We start from the raw sequence: 21751 nt of genomic DNA on the forward strand, positions 1-21751 counted from the left end.
GTTTGTCTCCCTTTTTGTTTAGAATACTTGTTCGACTTCGACGATGCCAGGTACTTCTTCAATGAGCGCGCGCTCAATTCCGGCTTTCAAAGTGATTGTTGAAGACGGGCAGCTGCCGCATGCACCCATCAAACGAAGTTTGACGATGCCTTCTTCTACATCAACGAGTTCGACGTCACCGCCGTCGCGAAGCAAGAACGGGCGTAATTTATCGAGTACTTCTTGGACTTGATCAAACATTTCCATGGTATCTAACCCCTTTCTGGTTCTATTCCATTCTAGCAAGTTTGAGATTGTTTCTCAATCTTTAACGCTGAGCGTTTTGTGACAGGGGCGCTGCGTGATTTTTGTATAATAGAAATGGATAGGGGGAATGACGATGAAAATCACGGTATACGGGGCAGAAGTACAGTGTGCGAGCTGTGTCGGGGCACCGAGCTCGGTCGAGACATATGAATGGTTACAAAGTGCGCTCGCCCGGAAATATCCGGAGCGCAAGTTCGAGTTCGAATACATCGACTTCGAGCAAGCGGACGATGACATCGCCGAGGCGATCAAGCAAGACGAATGGTTTTACCCGCTCGTCCTCTTGAACGGGGAAGTCGTCGACGAAGGTGTCGTCCAGTTACGTAAAGTGTATACGGCGATTGACCAGAAGTGAACGACATCATAAAAGAAGGTTGAGCGAATACACATTCGTTCAACCTTCTTGTCGATTTAGCGAAGTTGGAACGACGTCGTCGCTGAACTTGCCGTGTATCCTGAGAGCGTCGCATCCGCTTTCACTTGGTACGTCCCTCGTTGTGAAGAAGAACCGGTCGAGAGCGTGAACGTGATTGCTCCGCTTGAGTTGGTTTTACCCGTTCCTGAGAGCGTCGTGCCGTAAGGTTGTGTTACTGTCACACGAACGTCCGCGTTCGCGATCGCTTGACCGTTCGCGTCACGTACCGTCGATGAGATCGATACAACTTCACCGGCGTAGTATATCGCTTTTGATGTCGTGACCGTAGCCGCGAGCGCTTGAACCGGTTGTGACGTGCTGCCTGACGTTGGCGCTTGAACGAGTCCGTTGCCGAATAGTGTATCGCGACCTGCCGTGCCGAGGTCGATTGCATCTTGTGACAGGCGCGTCCGGAGCTGTGAAGATGAGAGCGTCGGGTACGCTTGTTTCATGAGCGCCAAGTTCCCGGCGACGTATGGTGTCGCCATCGACGTCCCGCTCATTTGACCGTAGCCGCTGCCGACGATTGTCGAATTGATGTTCACACCTGGAGCCGCGACTTCAACTGTACTGCCCGTAGCGGAGAACGAAGCGCGATTGTTGTTGATGTCCGTCGCCGCGACCGCGATGGCCGAGCTGTAGCGCGCCGGGTAGTTGACGAGGTCGCCGCTGCCGTCGGCTCGGCCGTTGTTACCAGCCGCTGCGACGACGAGAATGCCTGAATTGTTCGCCCGGTCGACGACTTGTTGGAGCGTCGTCGAAGGACTCGTCGTTCCGAGGCTCAAGTTGATGATATCCATTTGATTCGAAATCGACCAGTCGATACCGGCGATGATGCTCGACAGGCTACCGCTGCCGTTCGCCTCGAGCGCTTTGACGGCGTAAATACTTGCCTCGTGGGCGATCCCGACCGTTCCGATGCCGTTGTCACGTGCCGCGATGATCCCGGCGACGTGCGTACCGTGTCCGTTGTCATCGGCGTATGAACTCGTCACACTGCTAAATGACGCTCCACCTGCAATCGTCAAGTCAGGATGCGCTGAGATTCCCGTATCGACGACGGAGACTTTAATACCTTTTCCGGTGAAGCCGTTCTGCCAAGCCGATGGTGCTTTCAGTTTTGGAATTCCCCAGTCTTGGGTTTGATTCTCAATTTGTACCGTCTGATCGACTTCGATGTGGGCGACGTTCGGATTGTTTTTCAATCCGTTCAGCGCTGCTTTCGGCACTTCGATGGCAGCAGCCGGGATGTTGGCGTATTGCTGTTTGACTTCCATGCCTTCAATCGAGAGCGGGATTTTCTTCGCCGACTGTTTGAACACGACGATGACACGTTCTTTTTCCTTGTCAGGACTGGCATCTACTGCTTGTGGGACGGTTGACAAGACGAGAAGCGAGGCGAGGACGGTGCTACAGATTTTCTTCAATGGATTTCCCCCTTTGGATTATGTAGGCGAGATGACATAATGTCGAACTGCCGTGCTCATAGAGTAACAAGTTTTTCCATCGGGTAGAATATGTCAATCGAATCAATAATCTGAAAATTTAGACAGGTATATCAGGGACAGGGATACAAGACTTTTGGCGCAAGGCAAAGAAGTATGAACGGGTAAGCGGCTGTCACCACATAAAAAAATCGCGAGATGGCAAGGCAGCCATTTCGCGATTCGGTCGTATTATTTGATGACTTTATGTTTCCACAGGATACCGGACTTGAGAAGTCGGGCCACTTTCCCGGTCAGCGACTGTTTCCCCATGAAGACGCCGAAGCCGGCCTTCTTCCCGAGCGATCCGAGCGTGCCTCGGAGTTTAATATCCGGCAACTCAGGATAAGCGACGCCTTTCCACTTGCAGAGCAGCACTTGGACGATCTGTTCGGCTTGTGCCTCGGCGAGTTGACCTGAAGGTGCGTACGGGAGGCTGGCGTTGTCACCGACGACGAAGACGTCAGGCAAATCGGGAACGTAGTGATGCGGTGTCAGTTTCACGCGGCCGCCCCCATCGAGCTCCCAGCCTTGGTTCCGGACGACGGCGACCGGTTGGATCCCAGCCGTCCAAACCGTCAAGTCGGCGGCAAAGTGTTGTTCATGGTTCCACAGACCGTCTGGGTCGACCCGGACGATGTTGGCATTGTTGATGACTTCGACACCGTGCTCTTCAAACCACGATTGAACGTACATCGAGACACGGCTCGATAAAAAGGACAGGACGGAAGGGCCACGGTCGAACAGTCGGACGGTCAGATCGGGACGGCTCTCCCGGAGTTCGCTCGCGAGCTCGACACCGGATAGGCCGGCCCCGACGATCGAGACGATCGAACCGGGCGACAAGCCGTTGATCGCTTGTTGCGTCTTGCGTGACTCTTCTAACGTTTGGATACTGTACGTGAACTCGGCGGCGCCGGGCACGTTATGGTATTTGTCCTCGCAGCCTAAGCCGATGACGAGGTCGTCGTACGGCACTTTTTCCCCGCTTGCGAGCAACACCATCTTGTCGGTCGTATCGATGTCCGTGACTTGCCCGTATATGTAGTCGACTTCTTCCGGGAAATCGACACGGATGTCACGATCGGATACCGTTCCGGCGGCTAGTGCATAATACTCTGTTTTTAATCCGTGATAAGGTAGACGGTCGATTAATGTGATCGATACGTCCTTCAGCTGATGGCCGAGGACGCGTTCGATTACACGCATACCCCCGTAACCGCCTCCTAAGACGACTAATTTGCGCATAAAAATCCCCCTTTGTTACTCTCTAACTGTACCATGATATAATACCTCGTAGAAGAACCATTTTCCCGCAATAGGGGAAGAAAGACGGTGAAAAAAATGATGAATCCGATCATCGAGTTTTGTGCCTCGAACTTAGCGATGGGTTCACAGATCGCCCGGGCAAAACTAGAGTCCGATCCTGACCTAGACGTCGTCGAATATGGCTGTACCGGCTACTGTGGGGTCTGCTCGCTCGACTTGTTCTGTCTCGTCGACGGAGAAGTCGTGATCGGGGAGACGCCGGAGCAACTTGTCACGAACGTGTATGAAAAAATCGAAGAGATGGCCTGGTAAAAAAGTTTGAGAAATCTCAAACTTTTTTCTTTTTGACCCGTTGCTTTTTTAAAAACGGTCTGTTATATTCTAAGAGGTTCGAATGTAGGTTGTCTGACGTTTAACAACAGAAAAAGAAAGCGTTTCAAACGGTAGGGCACATCTCGATTCGGGTATAACACAATCGTCGGTTTTTCAATATGAAAGGAGCACAACACCAATGAACATCATGAGCGTGGTTGGTATTTTGGCATTAATTGGAATCGCTTACATCTTCTCGACCAACCGTAAAGCCATCAAATGGCGTACTGTTCTTGCCGCCTTCGCGGTCCAGTTTACATTCGCATTCCTCGTCCTTTTCACATCGGCAGGACGCGCGGCGTTAGAGTTTATCTCAGGAGGCGTCCAAAACGTCTTGAACACGGCGAACGCCGGGATCGGCTTTGTCTTCGGTTCGGCTGTCGGGGGAGACAACTTCGTCTTCGCGTTCCAGGTCTTACCGATCATCATCTTTATGTCTTCGTTAATTGCCTTTCTTTACTACATCGGTGTCATGCAGTGGGTCATCCGAATCCTCGGTACGGCACTTGCAAAAGCACTCGGTACGTCACGTAAAGAATCGCTCTCAGCGACGGCGAACATCTTCGTCGGTCAGACGGAAGCACCGCTCGTCATCAAGCCTTACCTCCCATCAATGACACAATCAGAATTGTTTGCCGTCATGGTCGGTGGTCTCGCATCGGTTGCCGGTTCGGTACTTGCTGGATACGCCGCACTCGGTGTTCCGCTCGAGTACTTGCTCGCAGCGAGCTTCATGGCAGCGCCTGCTGGTTTGATGTTTGCGAAAATCATCGTTCCGGAAACAGAAACTCCGGATGATGATATCGAAATTGCTGAAGATGAAGAGAACAAAGCAGCAAACTTCGTCGATGCGGCCGCTCGCGGTGCGTCAGACGGTTTGTTCCTCGCATTGAACGTCGGTGCGATGCTTCTTGCCTTCGTTTCATTGATCGCACTCGTCAACTTGCTTCTCGGTGGAATCGGTGGTTGGTTCGGTCTAGAAGGCCTCTCACTTCAATTGATCCTTGGTTACGTGTTTGCACCGCTCGCGTTCGTCATCGGTGTACCATGGGCAGATGCCGTACAATTCGGTAGCTTCCTTGGACAAAAACTCGTCTTGAACGAATTCGTTGCCTTCTCTGAGTTCGCACCGATCATCGGTTCAGGTGATTTGTCAGCTCGTACAGAAGCGATGATCGCGTTCGCACTCTGTGGATTCGCCAACATCTCATCACTTGCCATCCTTCTCGGTGGTCTTGGTGGTATGGCTCCGAACCGTCGTAACGACATCGCACGTATGGGTGTCCTCGCGATTCTCGCAGGTACGCTTGCGAACTTGATGTCAGCGACTCTCGCTGGTCTTCTTCTCTAATCGTTATTCACAAACAAGAGCGCTCACTCCGGTGGGCGCTCTTGTTCATGGTTGCCATATAGTGACTACAAAAAATCACCCAAGGGATGTCTCCCTTGGGTGATTGGGCGTTAAGCTTGCAGTTGCATGTGTTGACGTTCGATCCACGGCTTCAACTTCAGGAAGAGCGGGACGAACAAGGCGGTGATCAATAATGCCTTAATCAAGTTGAACGGTAAGATGCCGTACAAGACGAGGTTCGTTTTGACTGCCGGATCGGCCATCTCGGCCATTCCGAAGAAGAACGCGTAAGCTGGTAAAATGAGTAGGTAGTTCAAAATCGCCAAGCTGAGCGCCATCGTGATCGTACCTGCCACGAGGCCTGAAGCGAGCGCTTTATTCGTTTTACGTTTATGGTAGAACCAAGCGACCGGATATATGAAGGCGACACCTGCGAAGAAGTTCGCGACTTCACCGACCGGGACGCCGCCACCGTTAAAGACATAGTAGAGGACGTTTTTGAGAGCGACGACCACGACACCTGCGAGTGGCGAGAAGACGATACCGGCGACGAGCGCTGGGATGTCACTGAAGTCCACTTTTAGGAATGGTGGCAGGAAGGGTAGCGGGAAGTTAAAGAGCATGAGGACGAATGAAATCGCCCCGAGCATCGATAGCGTCACCAGTGTTGTCAATCGTTTGTTGCGCGTTGTTTTCATCAAAATCTCTCCTTTTGTCGCTCCTTGATGAATGGCACCCGTCGCATAGAAAAACCCGATTGTGTGAACAATCGGGAGAGTTTACGCGCATACGAAACAGATGTTCTCGTCAACGTTTAAGCCACGCCAAAGAAAACATCCAAATATCGGTCGGATGCCGCCATCTTCTCCCATCCAGACTTTACTGTCGGCTTTCGAATCTCACGAAATCAGCAAGCAACGCCTTGCTCGCTCACGGGCTGAGAAGAACTTGTCTTCAATACCGCCGGTCGGGAATTTCACCCTGCCCCGAAGATGGAACGATTTAATTTTTTTTGTTACAGTTTAGTTATACAAGATATTTCACAAAATCACAAGTCAGTTGACTTGAAGTGAAGATAAATGAGGAGGAGTTCAGATGATTCATTTGACAGAGCCAGCCGCACTACAAGTCATCGATATGATGAAACAGACCGAACGCCCTGAAAATCAGTTCTTACGGATCAAAGTCCAAGGCGGTGGGTGTACCGGCCTATCCTATGGGATGGGGTTCGATGAAGACAAGACGGACAAGGATGTCCAGTTCGACCATTACGGTGTCCGCGTCATCGTCGCCGAAGCTGACCACGGTGTCGTCGACGGGCTCGAGATCGACTACAAGCAGTCGATGCTTGGCGGGGGCTTCACGATCAAAAATCCGAACGCGATCGCGACGTGCGGTTGCGGCTCGAGTTTCCGGACGGCGGCGAACGCCGGCACGCCCGGGGATTGCTAAACGATAGACGGGTTGCCGACATGTTCGGCAACCTTTTTTGGTGAGCATGTTAATGAGAGGAAATGAACGGGAATATTGGATGGAGAAGGATGAGAAGGGGGTAGGTACGATGAGGAAAGTGTTGATTTTCGGTGGCTCACGTTACTTTGGGAAACGGCTCGCGCTCCGTCTCGCTGAAGCGGGGGACGACGTGACGATCGTCACACGCGGTCAGCTGCAAGTGCCGGAAGCGGAAGGCATCCGCTCCATTAAAGGCGACCGTCAGTCGGTCGCGACGATGAAAGACCTCGCACGCAACGAGTATGACCTCGTCTACGACAATATTTGTTTCAATCCGTATCAGGCGAAGATCGCGACAGACGCCTTCATGGATCGGGTCGGGAAATATGTGCTCACGTCGACGATGTCCGTATATGCGCCAGAGGCAGCTTTAAAAGAAAGCGACTTCAATCCGCTCCATCATGAATATCACCTCGACGCGGAACACGATTACGGACAAGGGAAACGAGAGGCCGAATCGTACTTCTTCCATCGGGCCTCATTCCCGGTCACGACGGTGCGGTTGCCGATCGTCCTAGGGCCGGATGATTACACCGACCGGTTAAAATTTTATGTCGACGCGGTTCGGAACGAAGAACCGATCGTATTACATCACCCGGAGGCGTTGATGGGATTCATCTCGAGTTTCGAGGCGGCAGCTTTCTTGGAATGGGTCGGCCGTGCCGACGTGAGGGGGCCGTTCAACGCCGCGAGCGACGGCCTCATCTCGCTAGGTGCGCTCATGGAACGAATTGGACAGCATATCGGTAAACCGGTCCAAATCATTAAGGATGGGGCGTCGTCCCCGTACGATACGGACGTCGACTACTACATGTCGAACGCCGAGGCGAAAAAAGCTGGCTTCGTGTTCACGCAACTCGATGATTGGATTGACCGTGTCATCATTCAAACGATCCGCAAATGAAAAAACGGCCTCTCATCGTTCGCAGATGAGAGGCCAGTCTTTATTTCCCGGCAAATACCGAGGTTGAATGTTGTGGGTGACGCGCTGTCGGGTCGACGAGCTGCTTCACTTGGTTGATGGCGATCGGTGCTTCACCGAAGCCGGTCGCGATCAATTTCACTTTGCCTTCGTACGTGGCGATGTCACCGCAAGCGAAGATGCCGGCGACTGTCGTCTCCATCCGTGAGTCGACACGGATCGTGTTTTTCTCAAACTCCATGCCCCAGTTTTTGATCGGGCCGAGCGATGAGACGAACCCGTAGTTACAAATCAAGTCGTCGATGTCGACGAACTTCGATTCGCCATCTTTGTCCGTCAGTTCGACCGACTCGATATGCGTCGCGCCTGAGAGTGATTCGATATTATAAGGCGTCCAGACGTTGATCGTCGAGGCCTTCATTTGTTCGACCGTATGCTCGTGAGCCCGGAAGCGGTCACGACGGTGGACGATATGGACTTCTTTGGCGATACCTTCGAGCATGAGTGCCCAGTCGACGGCCGAGTCGCCGCCGCCGGCGATCATGACGCGACGGTCGCGGAATTTCTCCATGCTGTCGACGAAGTAATGAAGGTTCGCATAATCTTCACAACCGTCCAGTCCGAGCGGACGTGCGGCGAACGCGCCGTTGCCGGCTGTGATGATGATCGCTTTCGTATGGTACTCGTCCTTGTTCGTCGAGATGTGGAACGTACCGTCTTCGAGTCGCTCGACCGTTTCGACCGTCTCGCCAAGGCGATAATCTTGTTCGAACTGATCGGCTTGCGCTTTCAGTTGGTCGACCAAGTCTTGGGCCTTCACTTTCGGGAAGCCGGCGATGTCATAAATATATTTCTCTGGATAGAGCGTCGATAATTGCCCGCCTAGTTGCGGCAAGCTTTCGATCAACGTCGCATCGAGTTGGCGCATACCTGCATAAAATGCGGTGAACAGTCCGATCGGACCGCCACCGATAATGACTACATCTTTCGTCGATTTCATCGAATTCCTCCTCATGAAGCGTGTACTTCTATTATATGGTCTAACGTGAACTAAATCCATTCAGTACAAAGATGCAATACTTTCGAAAAAAATTCAAGAAGATAAGCTTTTTCATTGAGAAAACAGATTAAACGTCGTACAATGAACGGGAAGCAATTGTGAACATTGGTTGAACAAGAATTAGGCTTTATTGTGAACATCTATGTGAAAAAACACACAACATAGTTGTTCAGGAAAACAAAACTTTTAAAATAAGGTGGAAATGAACATGAAACGACCTAACATTGTTATCCTCGGCGCAGGTTTCGGTGGACTCATCACGGCAGTAAACCTGCAAAAGACGCTCTCAGCTGGAGATGCAAACATCACGTTGATCAACAAACACGATTACCATTACCAAACGACTTGGCTTCATGAGCCGGCGGCCGGAACGATGAAGCCTGAGCAAGCTCGTGTCTACATTAACGATGTCGTCAATGCATCACGCGTTAAACTTGTCAAAGGGATCGTCGATCGCGTCGATACTACAGCCAAACAAGTGATGCTCGAAGACGGATCGACTGTCGAGTACGATTACGTCGTCTTCGCCCTCGGTGGCGTACCGGAAACGTTTGGTATCCCGGGCCTTAAAGAGAACGCGATGACGATCAACTCGCTCAACAGCGTTCGTAAAATTAAAGAACATATCGAGTACTCGTTCGCACAATACAAGACAAGCGGATCATCTGACCGTGCATTCGTCACGATCGTCGTCGGTGGTGCCGGATTCACAGGTATCGAGTTCCTCGGTGAGCTCGTCAACCGTGTCCCTGAACTTTGCAAACAGTACGATGTTCCCCGTGAAGCGGTCCGCATCGTCAACATCGAGGCAGCGCCAACGGTTCTTCCAGGGTTCGACCCGGAACTCACGACGTATGCGCAAAAATGGCTCGAGCGTAACGGCGTCGAGATGAAACTCGGCAACGGCATCAAAGCTGTAGAGCCAGGTGTCGTCACGTTCGGTCCACTCCAAGGTGAGACGACAGAGACGATCGCAGCGAACACGATCCTGTGGACAGGCGGCGTCAGCGGCAGTCCGACCGTAGAGAAGTCTGGCTTCGAAGCGGTCCGTAACCGCGTCATGGTCGAGGCAGACAACCGTGCCCCTGGCCACGATAACGTCTTCATCATCGGTGACTGCTCAGCGGTCATGGATCCGGTATCAAACCGTCCGTACCCGCCGACGGCGCAAATTGCGACACAGCAAGCGCACAACGTGGCGAAAAATATCGCTGCGCTCATCAACGGCAAGTCGACTTCGAAGTTCACGTATGAGAGCAAAGGGACGGTCGCGTCACTTGGCCATAACGATGGAATCGGAATCGTCATGGGCAAAAAGATCTTCGGTCGCAACGCTTCATTCATGAAGAAAGTCATCGACAACAAACACTTTATCGAGCTCAAAAAATACGGTCTCGTCCTTAAAAAAGGTAAATTCTGATTCGGTTGAGCCAACGAGCAGCCTGTTCATTTGAACGGGCTGTTTTTTCATGTCAACGATTCAGTGAACTTCTTTGACCAAGCGGATTTCTTTTCGGTATAATAGACAACGGGAAAAGGGGGCAATCACATGCATATCATCCAAGCCGTCATCGGCGCGATTTTATATTTAGTCATCTTCTTCAGCATCGGGTTCATCTTGAATATGCTGCTCAAAAAGACGTGGACGCTCGTGTTCATCTATCCGATTTTCGTCATCATGATGATCGACAACGTCAAGCTGTCAAGCTACGTCACGGAAACATCGACCGCGCTCGCGAACGTCTATGAGCGTCTGCTCGGTCTGCAGTTTCTCGACATTTTTATGCTCGGATTCGGATTGCTCGGTGCCATTTTGGCAGGGGTCACCATCCGGTACTTGCGTAAGAGCGGTTACTCGATGTTTTAAAGACGACAGAAATGTTCGTCTTTTTTTGGTTTCTGCCTACTTTTTTAGAAGCTGAACCGATATACTAGATAAGATAACGATTTAAATTAGTAAGGGATGCGATACGAATGACATTACCGATGTATACGATCAAAAAAGTGTTGAATAATAGCGTTGTCATCTGTCAACATGATACGGATCCGGAAGTCATTCTGCTTGGGAAGGGGATTGGCTTCGGCAAGAAAGCGGGCGATCTTGTCGACCCGGCCAGCGTCCCGGAGAAAGTGTATCAATTGACGGACAAAGAAGAGCAATCTCAATACCGCGAGCTCGTGAAGCACGTCGATGAAGACTTCATCGCCTTCATGCAAGACATCGTCGGCTTTATCGAGAGCAGCACGGGGAAAAAAGTTGACCAACATATCCACATCGGCCTGACCGATCACTTGTTCTTTACGATGAAACGGATCGAGCAAGGGATGGAAGTGACGAATCCATTCTTGCTCGAGACCGAATCGCTCTATCCGAACGAGTACGCGCTCGCCGAACGGATCGTCGACATGATCCACGAGCGCCTCGACGTGTTGCTTCCTGATGCCGAAGTCGGATTTATCGCCCTTCATATCCATTCGGCGACGACGTTTAAAAACGTCCTCGAAGTCAATCGTCATAATCAAATCATCGGCCAGATCGTTCAGACGATTGAGAGTCGTTTGAACGTCAAAATGGACCGGACTTCGCTCGATTATAAGCGCTTACTTCGGCACTTAAGGTACGCCGTTGAGCGGGTTGCGACAGGTGAGACGGTCGAGGCCCCACAAAAAATAGAAAAGGTGTTGCGTGAAGAATATCCGCTATGCTATAGTACTGCTTGGGAGCTGATGGGCATCATGGAACGCGAATTAAAGCGTCCTGTCCCACGAGGTGAAGCGACATATTTGACGATGCATCTCCAGCGACTGACTACAAGTAGATAACTGATACCACGTATCTTACGTGTTACTGATTCGATCAGGCATGAGTAAGGAGTGGAACGGCTACGATTTCTCTATTTAGGAGAAGTCTACGTTCTGTACCTTATTCATGCCTGTTTCTGTTTTTATAAACGTTCATTATGAAAACGTTTAGATACGTCGGTTGTCTGACATCTACGTTCGGTTTCAACACAAACAATTACAAAAGGAGGATTTATCATGTTTAAGCAGATTTTTGGTGTTCTTCAAAAAGTCGGTAAAGCGCTTATGCTTCCTGTTGCGATCTTGCCGGCAGCCGGTCTTCTTCTCGCATTCGGTAACGCGATGCAAAACCCAGCCCTTACGTCACGCGCTGGTTGGTTGACGAACGCAGGCGTTGTCAAGTTTGCTCAGCTCATGGAGCAAGCAGGCGGAATTATCTTCTCGAACTTAGCACTCTTATTCGCAGTCGGTGTCGCGATCGGTTTAGCAGGGGACGGCGTTGCCGGACTCGCAGCCATCGTCGGGTTCCTCATCATGAACAAAGTCATGGGTGTTTGGCTCGAACTCACACCTGAGATCATCGCACAAGGTGACCCATCTTACGCGTCAGTCCTTGGTATCCCAACACTTCAAACAGGTGTCTTCGGTGGTATCATCGTCGGTCTGATAGCGGCCTGGGCATACAATAAGTACTTCAATATCGAATTGCCGCAATTCCTTGGCTTCTTCGCTGGTAAGCGTTTCGTCCCGATCGTCACAGCTGTATTGGCTGTCGTCGCTGGTTTCGTCATGCTTCTCATCTGGCCACCGGTTCAGCACGGATTGAACACGTTCTCGAACTTCATGTTGACTGAAAACCGCACGTTAGCGGCGTTCGTCTTCGGTTTAATCGAACGTTCATTGATCCCGTTCGGTTTGCACCATATCTTCTACTCACCGTTCTGGTTCGAATTCGGATCATACACGGATGCAGCTGGTACGATTGTCCGCGGTGACCAAGCGATCTTCTTCGCTCAAATCCGTGACGGTGCCGAGCTTACAGCCGGTACGTTCATGACTGGTAAATACCCGTTCATGATGTTCGGTCTTCCTGCAGCAGCACTTGCGATGTACCATGAAGCACGTCCTGAACGTAAAGCGGTCGTCGGTGGTCTCTTGGCTTCGGCAGCACTCACATCGTTCTTGACAGGTATCACAGAGCCGATCGAGTTCTCATTCTTGTTCGTCGCTCCATTGCTCTTCGCAGTACACGCAGTCTTCGCTGGTCTTTCATTCATGGTCATGCACATTTTGAACGTCAAAATCGGGATGACGTTCTCAGGCGGTTTGATCGACTACCTTCTCTTCGGTGTTCTTCCTAACCGTACAGACTGGTGGCTCGTCATTCCAGTCGGACTTGCGTTCGCAGTCATCTACTACTTCGGATTCCGTTTCGTTATCCGTAAGTTCAACCTTAAAACACCGGGCCGTGAAGATGAAGTTGTTGAGCAATCAACTGCTACTGGTTCGGAACTTGCACAAGATATCCTCGTTGGTTTCGGTGGTTCACAAAACATCAAACACCTTGACGCATGTATCACACGTCTTCGCGTCGAAGTTAAAGATAAGAGCCAAGTGAACAAAGAAGAGTTGAAACGTCTCGGGGCAGCTGGTGTCCTCGAAGTCGGTAACAACATTCAAGCCATCTTTGGACCGCGTTCGGATGCATTGAAATCAGAGATGCAAGCGGTCATCGCTTCAGGTAACGAAAAGAAAGCAAACTAAGTATTAAGCCAATCCGTTAAGGGTTGGCTTTTTTTGTGTGGGGAAACGGTTTCAGCCTGGTATCAGATGGGGAAAAGTAAGTATTCTGACAAAAGGAGGAACCATGATGTGGAAGAAAGTGTTTGGTGTATTGCAGCGGATCGGGAAAGCGCTCATGCTTCCGGTTGCGATTTTGCCGGCAGCCGGTCTATTACTCGCCTTTGGTACTGCGTTCCAAAATCCTGATCTCGTTTCGCTGTTACCTTTCTTGGCAAATGATGCACTCGTCCTCGTTTGGCAAGTCATGACCGATGCCGGGGATATCGTGTTTGCCAATTTAGGTCTGTTGTTCGCCGTCGGGGTCGCCATTGGGCTGGCCAACGGAGACGGTGTTGCCGGGTTAGCAGCTATCGTTGGTTATTTGATCATGAACAAAGTTATTAGTACGTGGAACGGGATTACTGCAGAAATTGTCCAGGGGGATCCTGCCTATGCATCGGTACTTGGCATCCCGACGCTCCAAATGGGGGTATTCGGTGGTATCATCGCCGGTTTGATTGCCGCGTTCGCGTATAACAAGTACTTTAACATCAAGTTGCCGGACTTCTTAGGATTCTTTGCCGGGAAACGTTTCGTTCCGATTGCGACCGCCGCGTTCAGTTTGGTGATCGGGATTGCGCTGGCCTACGTCTGGCCGCCGATCGGTACTGCCATCAATACGTTCTCGAGCACGATCATTGAGGCGAACGTGGCGGTTTCTGCCTTCGTCTTCGGATTGGTCGAACGCTCGTTGATCCCGTTCGGTCTGCACCACATTTGGTACTCGCCGTTTTGGTTCCAGTTCGGGGAATATACGAACCAAGCCGGGGATCTCGTCCAAGGGGACCAACGGATCTTCTTCGCCCAACTTCGTGACGGCGTCGAGTTCACAGCCGGGACGTACATGACCGGGAAGTTCCCGTTCATGATGTTCGGATTGCCTGCCGCCTGTCTCGCCATGTTCCACACCGTTCCGAAAGAGCGTCGTAAAGACGTAGAAGGACTTTACTTCTCAGCAGCCCTCACTTCATTTTTGACGGGGATCACAGAACCAGTCGAGTTCTCGTTCGTCTTCGTCGCACCACTTCTCTTCGGTATTCATGCCGTGTTCGCTGGACTCTCGTTTATGACGATGCATTTGCTAAACGTAAAAATCGGGATGACGTTCTCGGGCGGACTCATCGACTACATGTTGTTCGGGGTATTACCGAACCGGACGGCTTGGTGGCTCGTCATTCCAGTCGGTCTCGTCTTCGCGGTCATCTATTACTTTGGATTCCGTTTCGCGATCACGAAGTTCGATTTGAAGATTCCAGGTCGTGACGTCGTCGCTGAAGGACGTGGCGCCCGAACGGTCGTCGGCGATGACCTTCCGTACGAAGTGCTCGTCGGTCTCGGCGGTCCTGAGAATATCAAGCATCTTGATGCTTGTATCACACGACTCCGTGTCACCGTGAACGATGTCAAACAAGTCGATAAAGACTTGCTGAAAGATCTTGGTGCCGCCGGTGTGCTTGAAGTCGGTGATAACATCCAAGCTATCTTCGGACCAAAATCCGATACACTCAAGTCGCAAATTGCCACCATCATCGAAGGTGGCGAGTACAAACCGAAAGAAAAAGCGGTCATCACGCCGGAAGCGGCCGAGCATGCCGACCATCGCTTCCTCGCACCGATGTCCGGTGTCATCTTGTCGCTTGACGATGTACCGGACCAAGTCTTCTCGGGCCGAATGATGGGTGAAGGGTTCGCGATCGAGCCGAGTTCCGGCCAAGTCGTGGCACCGGTCACTGGTCAGATCACGACGTTCTTCCCGACGAAACACGCGATCGGGCTGCTCGCGGACGACGGACGCGAGATTCTCATCCACGTCGGTCTTGATACGGTCAATCTGAAAGGGGAAGGGTTCGTCGCCAAAGTGAAAGAAGGCGACCGCGTCGAAGCGGGAGATATTCTGCTCGATGTCGACCTCGACTTGATCCGTGACAAAGTCCCGTCGCTTATCACGCCGATCATTTGGACGAACGGGGACGGTAAAGTCGTCGTCGTACCGTTCGGAGAGACGGTCGTCGCCGGGGAAGCGCTCGATTTTAGAACGGATGACAAAGGCGCGGAATAAGCGCAAAAAAAAGTGGCTCTCGCAATTTTGCGAGAGCCACTTTTGATTATGCTTTAATATCGAATTTTTGGCTGATGAAGTTGACGACTTCTTCGGCTGTATCCATGTTGAGGACGTCGTTGACGATCGCTTCTGTTTCAGCTTTCGTAAGACGTTTGACGAGGCTACGTGCGCGAAGGACGCTTGAAGCCGACATCGAGAACTCGTCGAGGCCAAGTCCGAGCAGGATTGGAATCGCGAGCTCTTCTCCAGCCATCTCGCCACACATGCCGACCCATTTGCCTGCTTTGTGTGCTTCTGTGATGACGTTGTGGAGAAGGTTCAAGATGGCCGGGTTGAACGGCTGGTACAAGTACGAGACTTTCTCGTTCATGCGGTCAGCTGCCATCGTGTATTGAATCAAGTCGTTCGTGCCGACAGAGAAGAAGTCGACTTCTTTCGCAAATTGTTTCGCCATGACAGCTGTCGAAGGAATTTCGACCATCATCCCTGTCTCGTAGTTACCGACAGCGATGCCTTCTGCTTTCAACTTCGCTTCTTCTTCGAGAAGAAGGGCTTTCGCCGCGCGGAACTCTTCAAGTGTCGCGATCATTGGGAACATGATAGCGAGGTCACCGTGAGCCGAGGCGCGGAGAAGGGCGCGAAGTTGTGTGCGGAACAAGTCCGTTTCTTCAAGGCAAAGGCGGATGGCGCGATAGCCGAGGAACGGGTTCATCTCTTTCGGGAGGTCGAGGTAAGATAATTCTTTATCTCCACCGATGTCGAGCGTACGGATGACGACTTGTTTGCCTTCCATACCTTCGATTACTGTTTTGTATGCAGTATACTGCTCTTCTTCAGTCGGGAACGTTTCTGAATCCATGTAAAGGAATTCTGTCCGGTAAAGACCGATCGCATCAGAACCGTTTTTAAGAACGCCTTCAAGGTCGTTCGGTGTCCCGATGTTCGCCGCGAGTTTCACTTTATGACCGTCTGCAGTGACAGACTCTTCGTTGACGAGTTGCTTCAATTCTTCTTTGTACGCTTCGAATGACGCACGTTTTGCGACGTATTCATTGACTAGTTCTTCAGACGGATTGACGAAAACGTCTCCTTCTGTCCCGTCGATGACGACGAGGTCGCCGTTCTTGATTTCTTCGAGTGCGACTTTTGTTCCGACGACTGCCGGGATTTCAAGTGAGCGCGACATGATGGCCGAGTGTGACGTACGACCGCCAATGTTTGTCGCGAACCCTTTGACGTATTTGCGGTTGAGCTGAGCCGTGTCAGACGGTGTCAAATCTTCAGCGATGATGATGACTTCCTCTGAAATTGAAGCAGGTGTCATGAACGTGACGCCGAGGATGTGGGCCATGACGCGTTTTGTGACGTCGCGGACATCAGCCGCGCGCTCGCGCATGTACTCGTTGTCCATCGATTCAAAGATCATGATCATCGTTTGAGCGACTTCATCGAGCGCTTTCGCAGCGTTCATGTGTTCGCTTTCAATTTTTTCGTTCACTTGCGAGACGATTTCTGGGTCTTCCACGATGAGCAAGTGAGCCGAGAAGATCTCAGCCTTGTCTTCTCCGAGTTCACGCAGTGTGATCTGGCGGATTTCTTCGAGTTCTGTTTTCGACTGATCGATGGCTGCTTGGAAACGCGCCTTCTCAGCGGCTACATCCTCGATTTTGTTCGTCGGGATGTCAAATGAAGGTGTCTCCATGACGAATGCTTTCGCAACTGCGATTCCTGCAGATGCGCCAATACCTTTAATGTGTGACATAAGCGTAATCCCTCTCTTCAAAGATATAGTGTTCTTTCCAACGGTTACCTCGTTAGTTCTTACCCGAAATGAAAAAGGAACTAACGAAAACCCGGAAGATTAAAGTAGCAACGGTCTACTACTAGGGGAAGCCTCGACCGAACAAAATGGCCTCGCCTCGAGCACGAGGGATGCCTGATTGCGTACTTTCCTATCCTATCATAAAATAAATCATCGTCACAACGAGGAGATAGCTTTTGAATTTGAAGAATTAGCGACGATTGCGCATACTATTTCATTATTTCGATGAAGTTCGTTATGCTTACCCTATATAAAGAAGGGAAGTGGCAAATATGTATCAATTCGCTGAATTAGACTGGACCGGTTCACACGACACAGTCGTTGTCGGAATCGGGGCGGCCGACGCCGTCGAAGCAGGGCTCGACACGTTGTTCAACGGGCGCGTCAAATCGCTCATCCAGTCAGCTGACATCTCGACGAAGACAGGGGAAGTGTCGATCGTGCCGACGTTTGAGGGGAATATCAAACGCGTGCTGTTCGTGGGTTTAGGACAACGCAACGATTCGTCCGTCGAAAACTTACGGAATTGGTTCGGGAAAGTCGCGAAAGAAATCAAAGCCCGCGCCTTCACGGACGTCGCGGTCGCGCTCGACACGTTTGAAACAGGAACGGCGAGCTTGTTCGCCGAAGCGTATGAGATGGCGACGTATGAGCATCCTACATACAAGTCGGCGCCAAAATCGGCGGCACCGGACGTGACGATCACCCTTTTAGGAGACGCGAACGAAGCGGACGTCGAAGCGGGTGCCGCATACGGGCGTGGGGCCAACGTCGCTCGGACGTTGACGATGATGCCGGCTAACATTTTGGACGCAGTGGCGCTAGCTGACTACGCCGTCGACCTGGCCGAACGTCATGGTTTCAGCCATCGAATCATTGAAAAAGAAGAGATGGAGGCGCTCGGTATGGGGGCGCTGCTCGCCGTCAATCAAGGTTCGACAATTCCGCCGAAGTTGATCGTGCTCGAGTACAACGGTGCCGGTGACGATGCGCCGATTGCCGTCGTCGGAAAAGGTGTCACGTTCGACACGGGCGGTTACTCGATCAAGCCGAAAGACGGGATCGTCGGGATGAAAGGCGATATGGGTGGTGCGGCCACCGTGCTCGGTCTGTTTGAGACGCTCGCGACGACGAAACCGGCTGTCAACGTGCTCGGCGTCATTCCGGCAACGGACAACATGATTTCAGGAGACGCGTTCAAACCGGACGACGTCATTACGGCGATGAACGGGAAAACGATCGAAGTGCTCAATACCGATGCGGAAGGACGACTCGTTCTTGCCGATGCGGTGACGTTCGCGAAGACGTATGAGCCGAAAGCCATCATCGACGTAGCGACGCTGACAGGCGGTGTACTCGTCGCGCTCGGTACTGAGGTGACAGGTTGCCTGACGAACGACGACTCGCTCTATGAGGCACTAGAGACGGCGAGCCGAGCAACGAATGAGCTCGTTTGGCAAATGCCTTACTTTGATGTGTTCATCAAGCAAGTTCGGAAATCTGAAGTCGCTGACTTGAACAACTCACCGGGCCGTTACGGTCATATGATTTTCGGTGGCGCGTTCGTCGGCGAGTTTGTCGGTGACACGCCGTGGCTCCACCTCGATATCGCGGGAACGAGCGAGCGTTCTGCGGCGAGTGATCTCGGTCCAAAAGGCCCGACCGGTGTCATGGTACGTACACTTGCGTCAATGCTCGAAGGATGGAAGCGTTGAAATTCGGATTGATGTTGATCGGTTTGGCCATCGTCGCAGGTCTCGGCTATGCGGCTTGGCCGAGCCAGTTGTTGTTGGGGGTATCCGTCTTTAGTGCGGTGCTCGGAGTTTTGTTTTTGATTCAGGAGGGACGCCGTGGTCGGAGTAGGAATTGATGGGGCACGCGGAGGCTGGGTACGTATCACGTACGATAGCATCTCGCTGTGCTTGACCATCTCAGAACAGTTGGAAGATTTATTGATTGACGGGGCAATCCACTTCGTCGACATGCCGAACGATCTCGGGACGATCTCAAACCCGGACCGGACGTGCGATGCGTGGATGCGGGCCCAGTTGAAGCAACGGAAGTCGTCGATCTTCACGCCGCCGATTCAAGACGTCGTGATGGAACAGACGTATGAAGCCGCCAATGTGAGAAGCCGCGAACTGATTGGAAAAGGAATCAGCAAGCAAGCATGGAACCTCGTGCCGCGTATTCGTGAGTTTCAAACGATTACGGCTGAAGACGTGTATGAGTCGCATCCGGAAGTCTGTTTCGCCGTCATGACCGGACACGAGGCCGATTTCAGCAAAAAGACTGAGGCCGGCGAGGCCGAACGGATCGAGCTGTTGCGGCGCTATTCGAAAAGTTCGCCGTGGAAGTGGAAGATGTCGAACGTCAAAGTCGACGATATCATCGACGCATGTATCCTTGCCGTCGCCGCCTATGAGGCCGGGACGACAGGCTTAGAGACGCATCCGCATCAAACAGAGGGATTACCGTTCGTAGCGGTACCGAAGACAAAAGAGCGATGACCGCGTCATCGCTCTTTTGGTGTCTGGATCGGTCCGAGGACGAACTTCCATATGTAATGAAATACTTGGGCGTTGTAGAGTGCTTTCAGCAATACCGCGAGGACTGGTCCTAAAATGAAACCGAGGACACCGAACAGTTGCAGACCGACAAAGATCGAGATCAAAGCCGCGAGCGGATCGAGGCCGATATGAGAGCCGACGATCTTCGGCTCGGCCAAGTTACGTTGGACGATGACGAGGATATAGAGCACGAGAAGCCCGATCGCGCTGAACCAGTCGCCTGAGATGGCCGCGTAGGCTGCCCATGGCACTAAGAGTGTCCCGACACCGAGGTAAGGCAACAGATCAAAGAAGGCGGCTAACAAGGCGAATGAGAACGGGTTGTCGACACGTAGAATGAACATCCCGACCAAGACGATTCCGAACGTGATGGAAATGAGGGTCAATTGGGCCCGGACATAGCCGAACAAAGCCGAACGTAAATTGAGCATGACGAGTTCGAACTCTTTAAAGCCTTTTCGTTTATTCAACCGTTCGATCGAACGCATGTAAGACGGCCAGTCTTTCGTGATGAAGAACCAGGCTAGGACGATGACGACGAACAAGAGCAGGACGAGCGGGAGTGCGCTCAGGATGTCTTGCAGGAGCCCGGCGACACCTCGTGACAGGACGCCGATCGCGGCACCGAGTTGGACGCCGATTTCAGTGATGCCACCTTCGAGCGATGTCGTTTGACCAGGGTTTAACCGCTGGATGCTGTCGTAGGCGTCGTTGACGAACGGGGCGATTTTTTGATTGAACATACGCTGCACGTAGGCAGTGAACGTCTCGATCTGGTCTGGAAGTTTTTCGGCCGCAATCGTCAAGTAACGGATCAATTGGGTGACGACGATGGCGATGACGCCGCTGACAAGACTCATGACGATTAGCAGTGAAACGAGGGTGCCAAGGGCACGCGGGATCTTCGTTTCACGCTCGAACAAGTTGACGAGGGGGACTGTCAACAAGGATAACAAGAAAGCGAACACGAAAGGATACGTGTACGTAAAGAGGACGCTCAGTCCCCAAATAACGAGCACGAGTCCGATGCCGACAAGGAGAAACCGAAGTAATTGCCAAAGTCTTACAGGAGACATGAGGCGTTGCCCCTTTCCTAACAATTGGATTGAGCATAGTATACCACGCAACTGGTAAATGAAGAGGATGGATAGGTGAGTAAATATGAAGGAGATTCAACAGAAAATCGATCGGATGATTATCCACTTAGGAGGATATTGGCGGCCGTTATCAGGCTTGGCAAGGTTATTAGAAGAAGTGGGGGAAGTGGGTGGTGCCTTGCATGACCAGGACGAAGCAGCGCTCGTGGAAGAGCTGTTAGACGTATTCGTCATTTCAACTTGTCTCGCCAATCAGTATGCGATCGAACTTGACGATCAATCGAACGGACGAGGCGAGCGCCTCGTTCATCACGCTTACTATTCGCTCGTTCGGGAAGCGGGGGAGGTTGCCCGGACCTTGAACGCCTACGAAGGGGATAAAAAATTGAAAGCATCATCGACACCGGGTTCGTTACAGTATCGAATCGAGAGCGTCCAAGCAGCGGTGTTCGATATCGCACGCGAGATTGAGCTTGATTTGTATGCGGAAATCGGTTCGCTGATCGATGAGAAATCCGCGCGCGATTTCGGGCGGTTCGATCATACGCCTGATCCGATCACCGAATCGTCGGTGCGATTGTACACGCGTTTTAAACCTGGTCGATATTGGGGAGGAATTGAGGCTAAACCTTCGGAGGAAGCGAGCCGATATAGAGAACGAGAATATAACATGGAACGATTTTTAAAGATTGCCCATGTCGAAGGGCTGGATGGGTTCGTCGTTCGTCAACCGGACGAGCCGTTCATCATGACGTCCTCTCTCGAGCAAGACTGGAAGGTGCCGGAATCGTTCATAATCGACGAAGAATGGCATGGAATAGACAAATTTATTATTATTCGTAAAAACTGGTAGAAAAGTATTCCC

19 protein-coding genes, 2 pseudogenes and 1 riboswitch are annotated in these 21751 nt (G+C 51.7%); of the genes and pseudogenes, 14 read left to right on the top strand and 7 right to left on the bottom strand.

Annotated features, from left to right (window positions below):
- Positions 1-18: 18 nt before the first annotated feature.
- Positions 19-246, bottom strand: coding sequence for a NifU family protein (locus tag EVJ30_RS05195; protein ID WP_012726833.1), 228 nt, complete (start codon positions 244-246; stop codon positions 19-21).
- A gap of 127 nt (positions 247-373) precedes the next feature.
- Between EVJ30_RS05195 and EVJ30_RS05200 the strand changes: the two genes are divergently transcribed.
- Positions 374-661, top strand: coding sequence for a DUF1462 family protein (locus EVJ30_RS05200; protein WP_131455933.1), 288 nt, complete (start codon positions 374-376; stop codon positions 659-661).
- Positions 662-717: 56 nt separating this feature from the next.
- Here the strand turns inward: EVJ30_RS05200 and EVJ30_RS05205 are convergent, their stop codons facing one another.
- Together EVJ30_RS05205 and EVJ30_RS05210 are read right to left on the bottom strand one after the other, a co-directional pair.
- Positions 718-2148, bottom strand: coding sequence for a S8 family peptidase (locus tag EVJ30_RS05205; protein ID WP_131455935.1), 1431 nt, complete (start codon positions 2146-2148; stop codon positions 718-720).
- 249 nt (positions 2149-2397) lie between these two features.
- Positions 2398-3453, bottom strand: a complete 1056-nt coding sequence (locus tag EVJ30_RS05210; protein ID WP_131455937.1) for an NAD(P)/FAD-dependent oxidoreductase — start codon at positions 3451-3453, stop codon at positions 2398-2400.
- Between the two features lie 96 nt (positions 3454-3549).
- On the opposite strand from EVJ30_RS05210, the gene EVJ30_RS05215 reads away from it, so the two are divergent.
- Together EVJ30_RS05215 and EVJ30_RS05220 are read left to right on the top strand one after the other, a co-directional pair.
- Positions 3550-3786 carry a YuzB family protein gene (locus EVJ30_RS05215; RefSeq protein ID WP_035386187.1) on the top strand — a complete coding sequence of 79 codons (237 nt, stop codon included), beginning with the start codon at positions 3550-3552 and terminating at the stop codon, positions 3784-3786.
- 199 nt (positions 3787-3985) lie between these two features.
- Positions 3986-5197 carry a NupC/NupG family nucleoside CNT transporter gene (locus tag EVJ30_RS05220; protein ID WP_131455939.1) on the top strand — a complete coding sequence of 404 codons (1212 nt, stop codon included), beginning with the start codon at positions 3986-3988 and terminating at the stop codon, positions 5195-5197.
- A 110-nt stretch (positions 5198-5307) separates the two neighbouring features.
- Here the strand turns inward: EVJ30_RS05220 and EVJ30_RS05225 are convergent, their stop codons facing one another.
- Positions 5308-5895: an ECF transporter S component gene (locus tag EVJ30_RS05225; protein WP_131455941.1), complete on the bottom strand. Its 588-nt coding sequence runs from the start codon at positions 5893-5895 to the stop codon at positions 5308-5310.
- A gap of 158 nt (positions 5896-6053) precedes the next feature.
- Positions 6054-6195, bottom strand: a riboswitch (FMN riboswitch).
- A gap of 97 nt (positions 6196-6292) precedes the next feature.
- Here EVJ30_RS05225 and EVJ30_RS05230 point away from each other — a divergent pair.
- Both EVJ30_RS05230 and EVJ30_RS05235 read left to right on the top strand, forming a co-directional pair.
- Positions 6293-6649: a HesB/IscA family protein gene (locus EVJ30_RS05230; RefSeq protein ID WP_070328761.1), complete on the top strand. Its 357-nt coding sequence runs from the start codon at positions 6293-6295 to the stop codon at positions 6647-6649.
- A gap of 109 nt (positions 6650-6758) precedes the next feature.
- Entirely contained in the window at positions 6759-7613 is an 855-nt protein-coding gene (locus EVJ30_RS05235; RefSeq protein WP_236634015.1) for a Rossmann-fold NAD(P)-binding domain-containing protein, read from the top strand.
- 40 nt (positions 7614-7653) lie between these two features.
- On the opposite strand, the gene EVJ30_RS05240 is transcribed toward EVJ30_RS05235, so the two are convergent.
- Positions 7654-8631: an NAD(P)/FAD-dependent oxidoreductase gene (locus tag EVJ30_RS05240; RefSeq protein ID WP_131455945.1), complete on the bottom strand. Its 978-nt coding sequence runs from the start codon at positions 8629-8631 to the stop codon at positions 7654-7656.
- Positions 8632-8899: 268 nt separating this feature from the next.
- Between EVJ30_RS05240 and EVJ30_RS05245 the strand changes: the two genes are divergently transcribed.
- The 5 genes and pseudogenes from EVJ30_RS05245 to ptsG (EVJ30_RS05265) form a co-directional block, all read left to right on the top strand.
- Complete coding sequence (locus EVJ30_RS05245; RefSeq protein WP_131455946.1) at positions 8900-10111, top strand: NAD(P)/FAD-dependent oxidoreductase; 1212 nt, start codon at positions 8900-8902, stop codon at positions 10109-10111.
- 129 nt (positions 10112-10240) lie between these two features.
- Complete coding sequence (locus EVJ30_RS05250; RefSeq protein WP_070328765.1) at positions 10241-10558, top strand: YuiB family protein; 318 nt, start codon at positions 10241-10243, stop codon at positions 10556-10558.
- Between the two features lie 107 nt (positions 10559-10665).
- Positions 10666-11514 (top strand): glucose PTS transporter transcription antiterminator GlcT, encoded by an 849-nt coding sequence (gene glcT, locus EVJ30_RS05255; RefSeq protein ID WP_070328766.1) that lies wholly within the window; start codon positions 10666-10668, stop codon positions 11512-11514.
- 216 nt (positions 11515-11730) lie between these two features.
- Positions 11731-13230: pseudogene (gene ptsG / locus EVJ30_RS05260) on the top strand (glucose-specific PTS transporter subunit IIBC); the annotation flags it as partial.
- Positions 13231-13363: 133 nt separating this feature from the next.
- Positions 13364-15301, top strand: a pseudogene (gene ptsG / locus EVJ30_RS05265) (glucose-specific PTS transporter subunit IIBC); the annotation flags it as partial.
- A 139-nt stretch (positions 15302-15440) separates the two neighbouring features.
- Here the strand turns inward: ptsG (EVJ30_RS05265) and ptsP are convergent.
- The gene (ptsP, locus tag EVJ30_RS05270) at positions 15441-17159 is read right to left on the bottom strand and encodes a phosphoenolpyruvate--protein phosphotransferase (RefSeq protein WP_131468296.1); all 1719 of its coding nucleotides are present in this window, start codon (positions 17157-17159) and stop codon (positions 15441-15443) included.
- Positions 17160-17491: 332 nt separating this feature from the next.
- Here ptsP and EVJ30_RS05275 point away from each other — a divergent pair, with 332 nt between their 5' ends.
- Genes EVJ30_RS05275 through EVJ30_RS05280 form a run of 3 tightly spaced genes read left to right on the top strand, consistent with a single transcriptional unit; the run spans position 17492 to position 19729 of the window.
- Positions 17492-18934 carry a leucyl aminopeptidase gene (locus EVJ30_RS05275; protein ID WP_131468298.1) on the top strand — a complete coding sequence of 481 codons (1443 nt, stop codon included), beginning with the start codon at positions 17492-17494 and terminating at the stop codon, positions 18932-18934.
- Positions 18931-19089 carry a hypothetical protein gene (locus EVJ30_RS15130; protein ID WP_161567373.1) on the top strand — a complete coding sequence of 53 codons (159 nt, stop codon included), beginning with the start codon at positions 18931-18933 and terminating at the stop codon, positions 19087-19089. The genes EVJ30_RS05275 and EVJ30_RS15130 overlap by 4 nt, the downstream gene beginning before the upstream one ends.
- Complete coding sequence (locus EVJ30_RS05280; protein WP_131455954.1) at positions 19070-19729, top strand: DUF429 domain-containing protein; 660 nt, start codon at positions 19070-19072, stop codon at positions 19727-19729. Before EVJ30_RS15130 ends, EVJ30_RS05280 begins: the two co-directional genes overlap by 20 nt.
- A 5-nt stretch (positions 19730-19734) precedes the next feature.
- On the opposite strand, the gene ytvI is transcribed toward EVJ30_RS05280, so the two are convergent.
- A complete protein-coding gene (ytvI, locus tag EVJ30_RS05285) occupies positions 19735-20865 on the bottom strand; it encodes a sporulation integral membrane protein YtvI (RefSeq protein WP_131468300.1) in 1131 nt (376 codons plus the stop codon).
- Between the two features lie 85 nt (positions 20866-20950).
- On the opposite strand from ytvI, the gene EVJ30_RS05290 reads away from it, so the two are divergent.
- Positions 20951-21739, top strand: coding sequence for a MazG nucleotide pyrophosphohydrolase domain-containing protein (locus tag EVJ30_RS05290; protein ID WP_131468302.1), 789 nt, complete (start codon positions 20951-20953; stop codon positions 21737-21739).
- Positions 21740-21751 lie beyond the last annotated feature (12 nt).

It is taken from the genome of Exiguobacterium sp. SH5S13, assembly GCF_004337085.1.
GTDB classification, from domain to species: Bacteria; Bacillota; Bacilli; order Exiguobacteriales; family Exiguobacteriaceae; genus Exiguobacterium; species Exiguobacterium aurantiacum_A.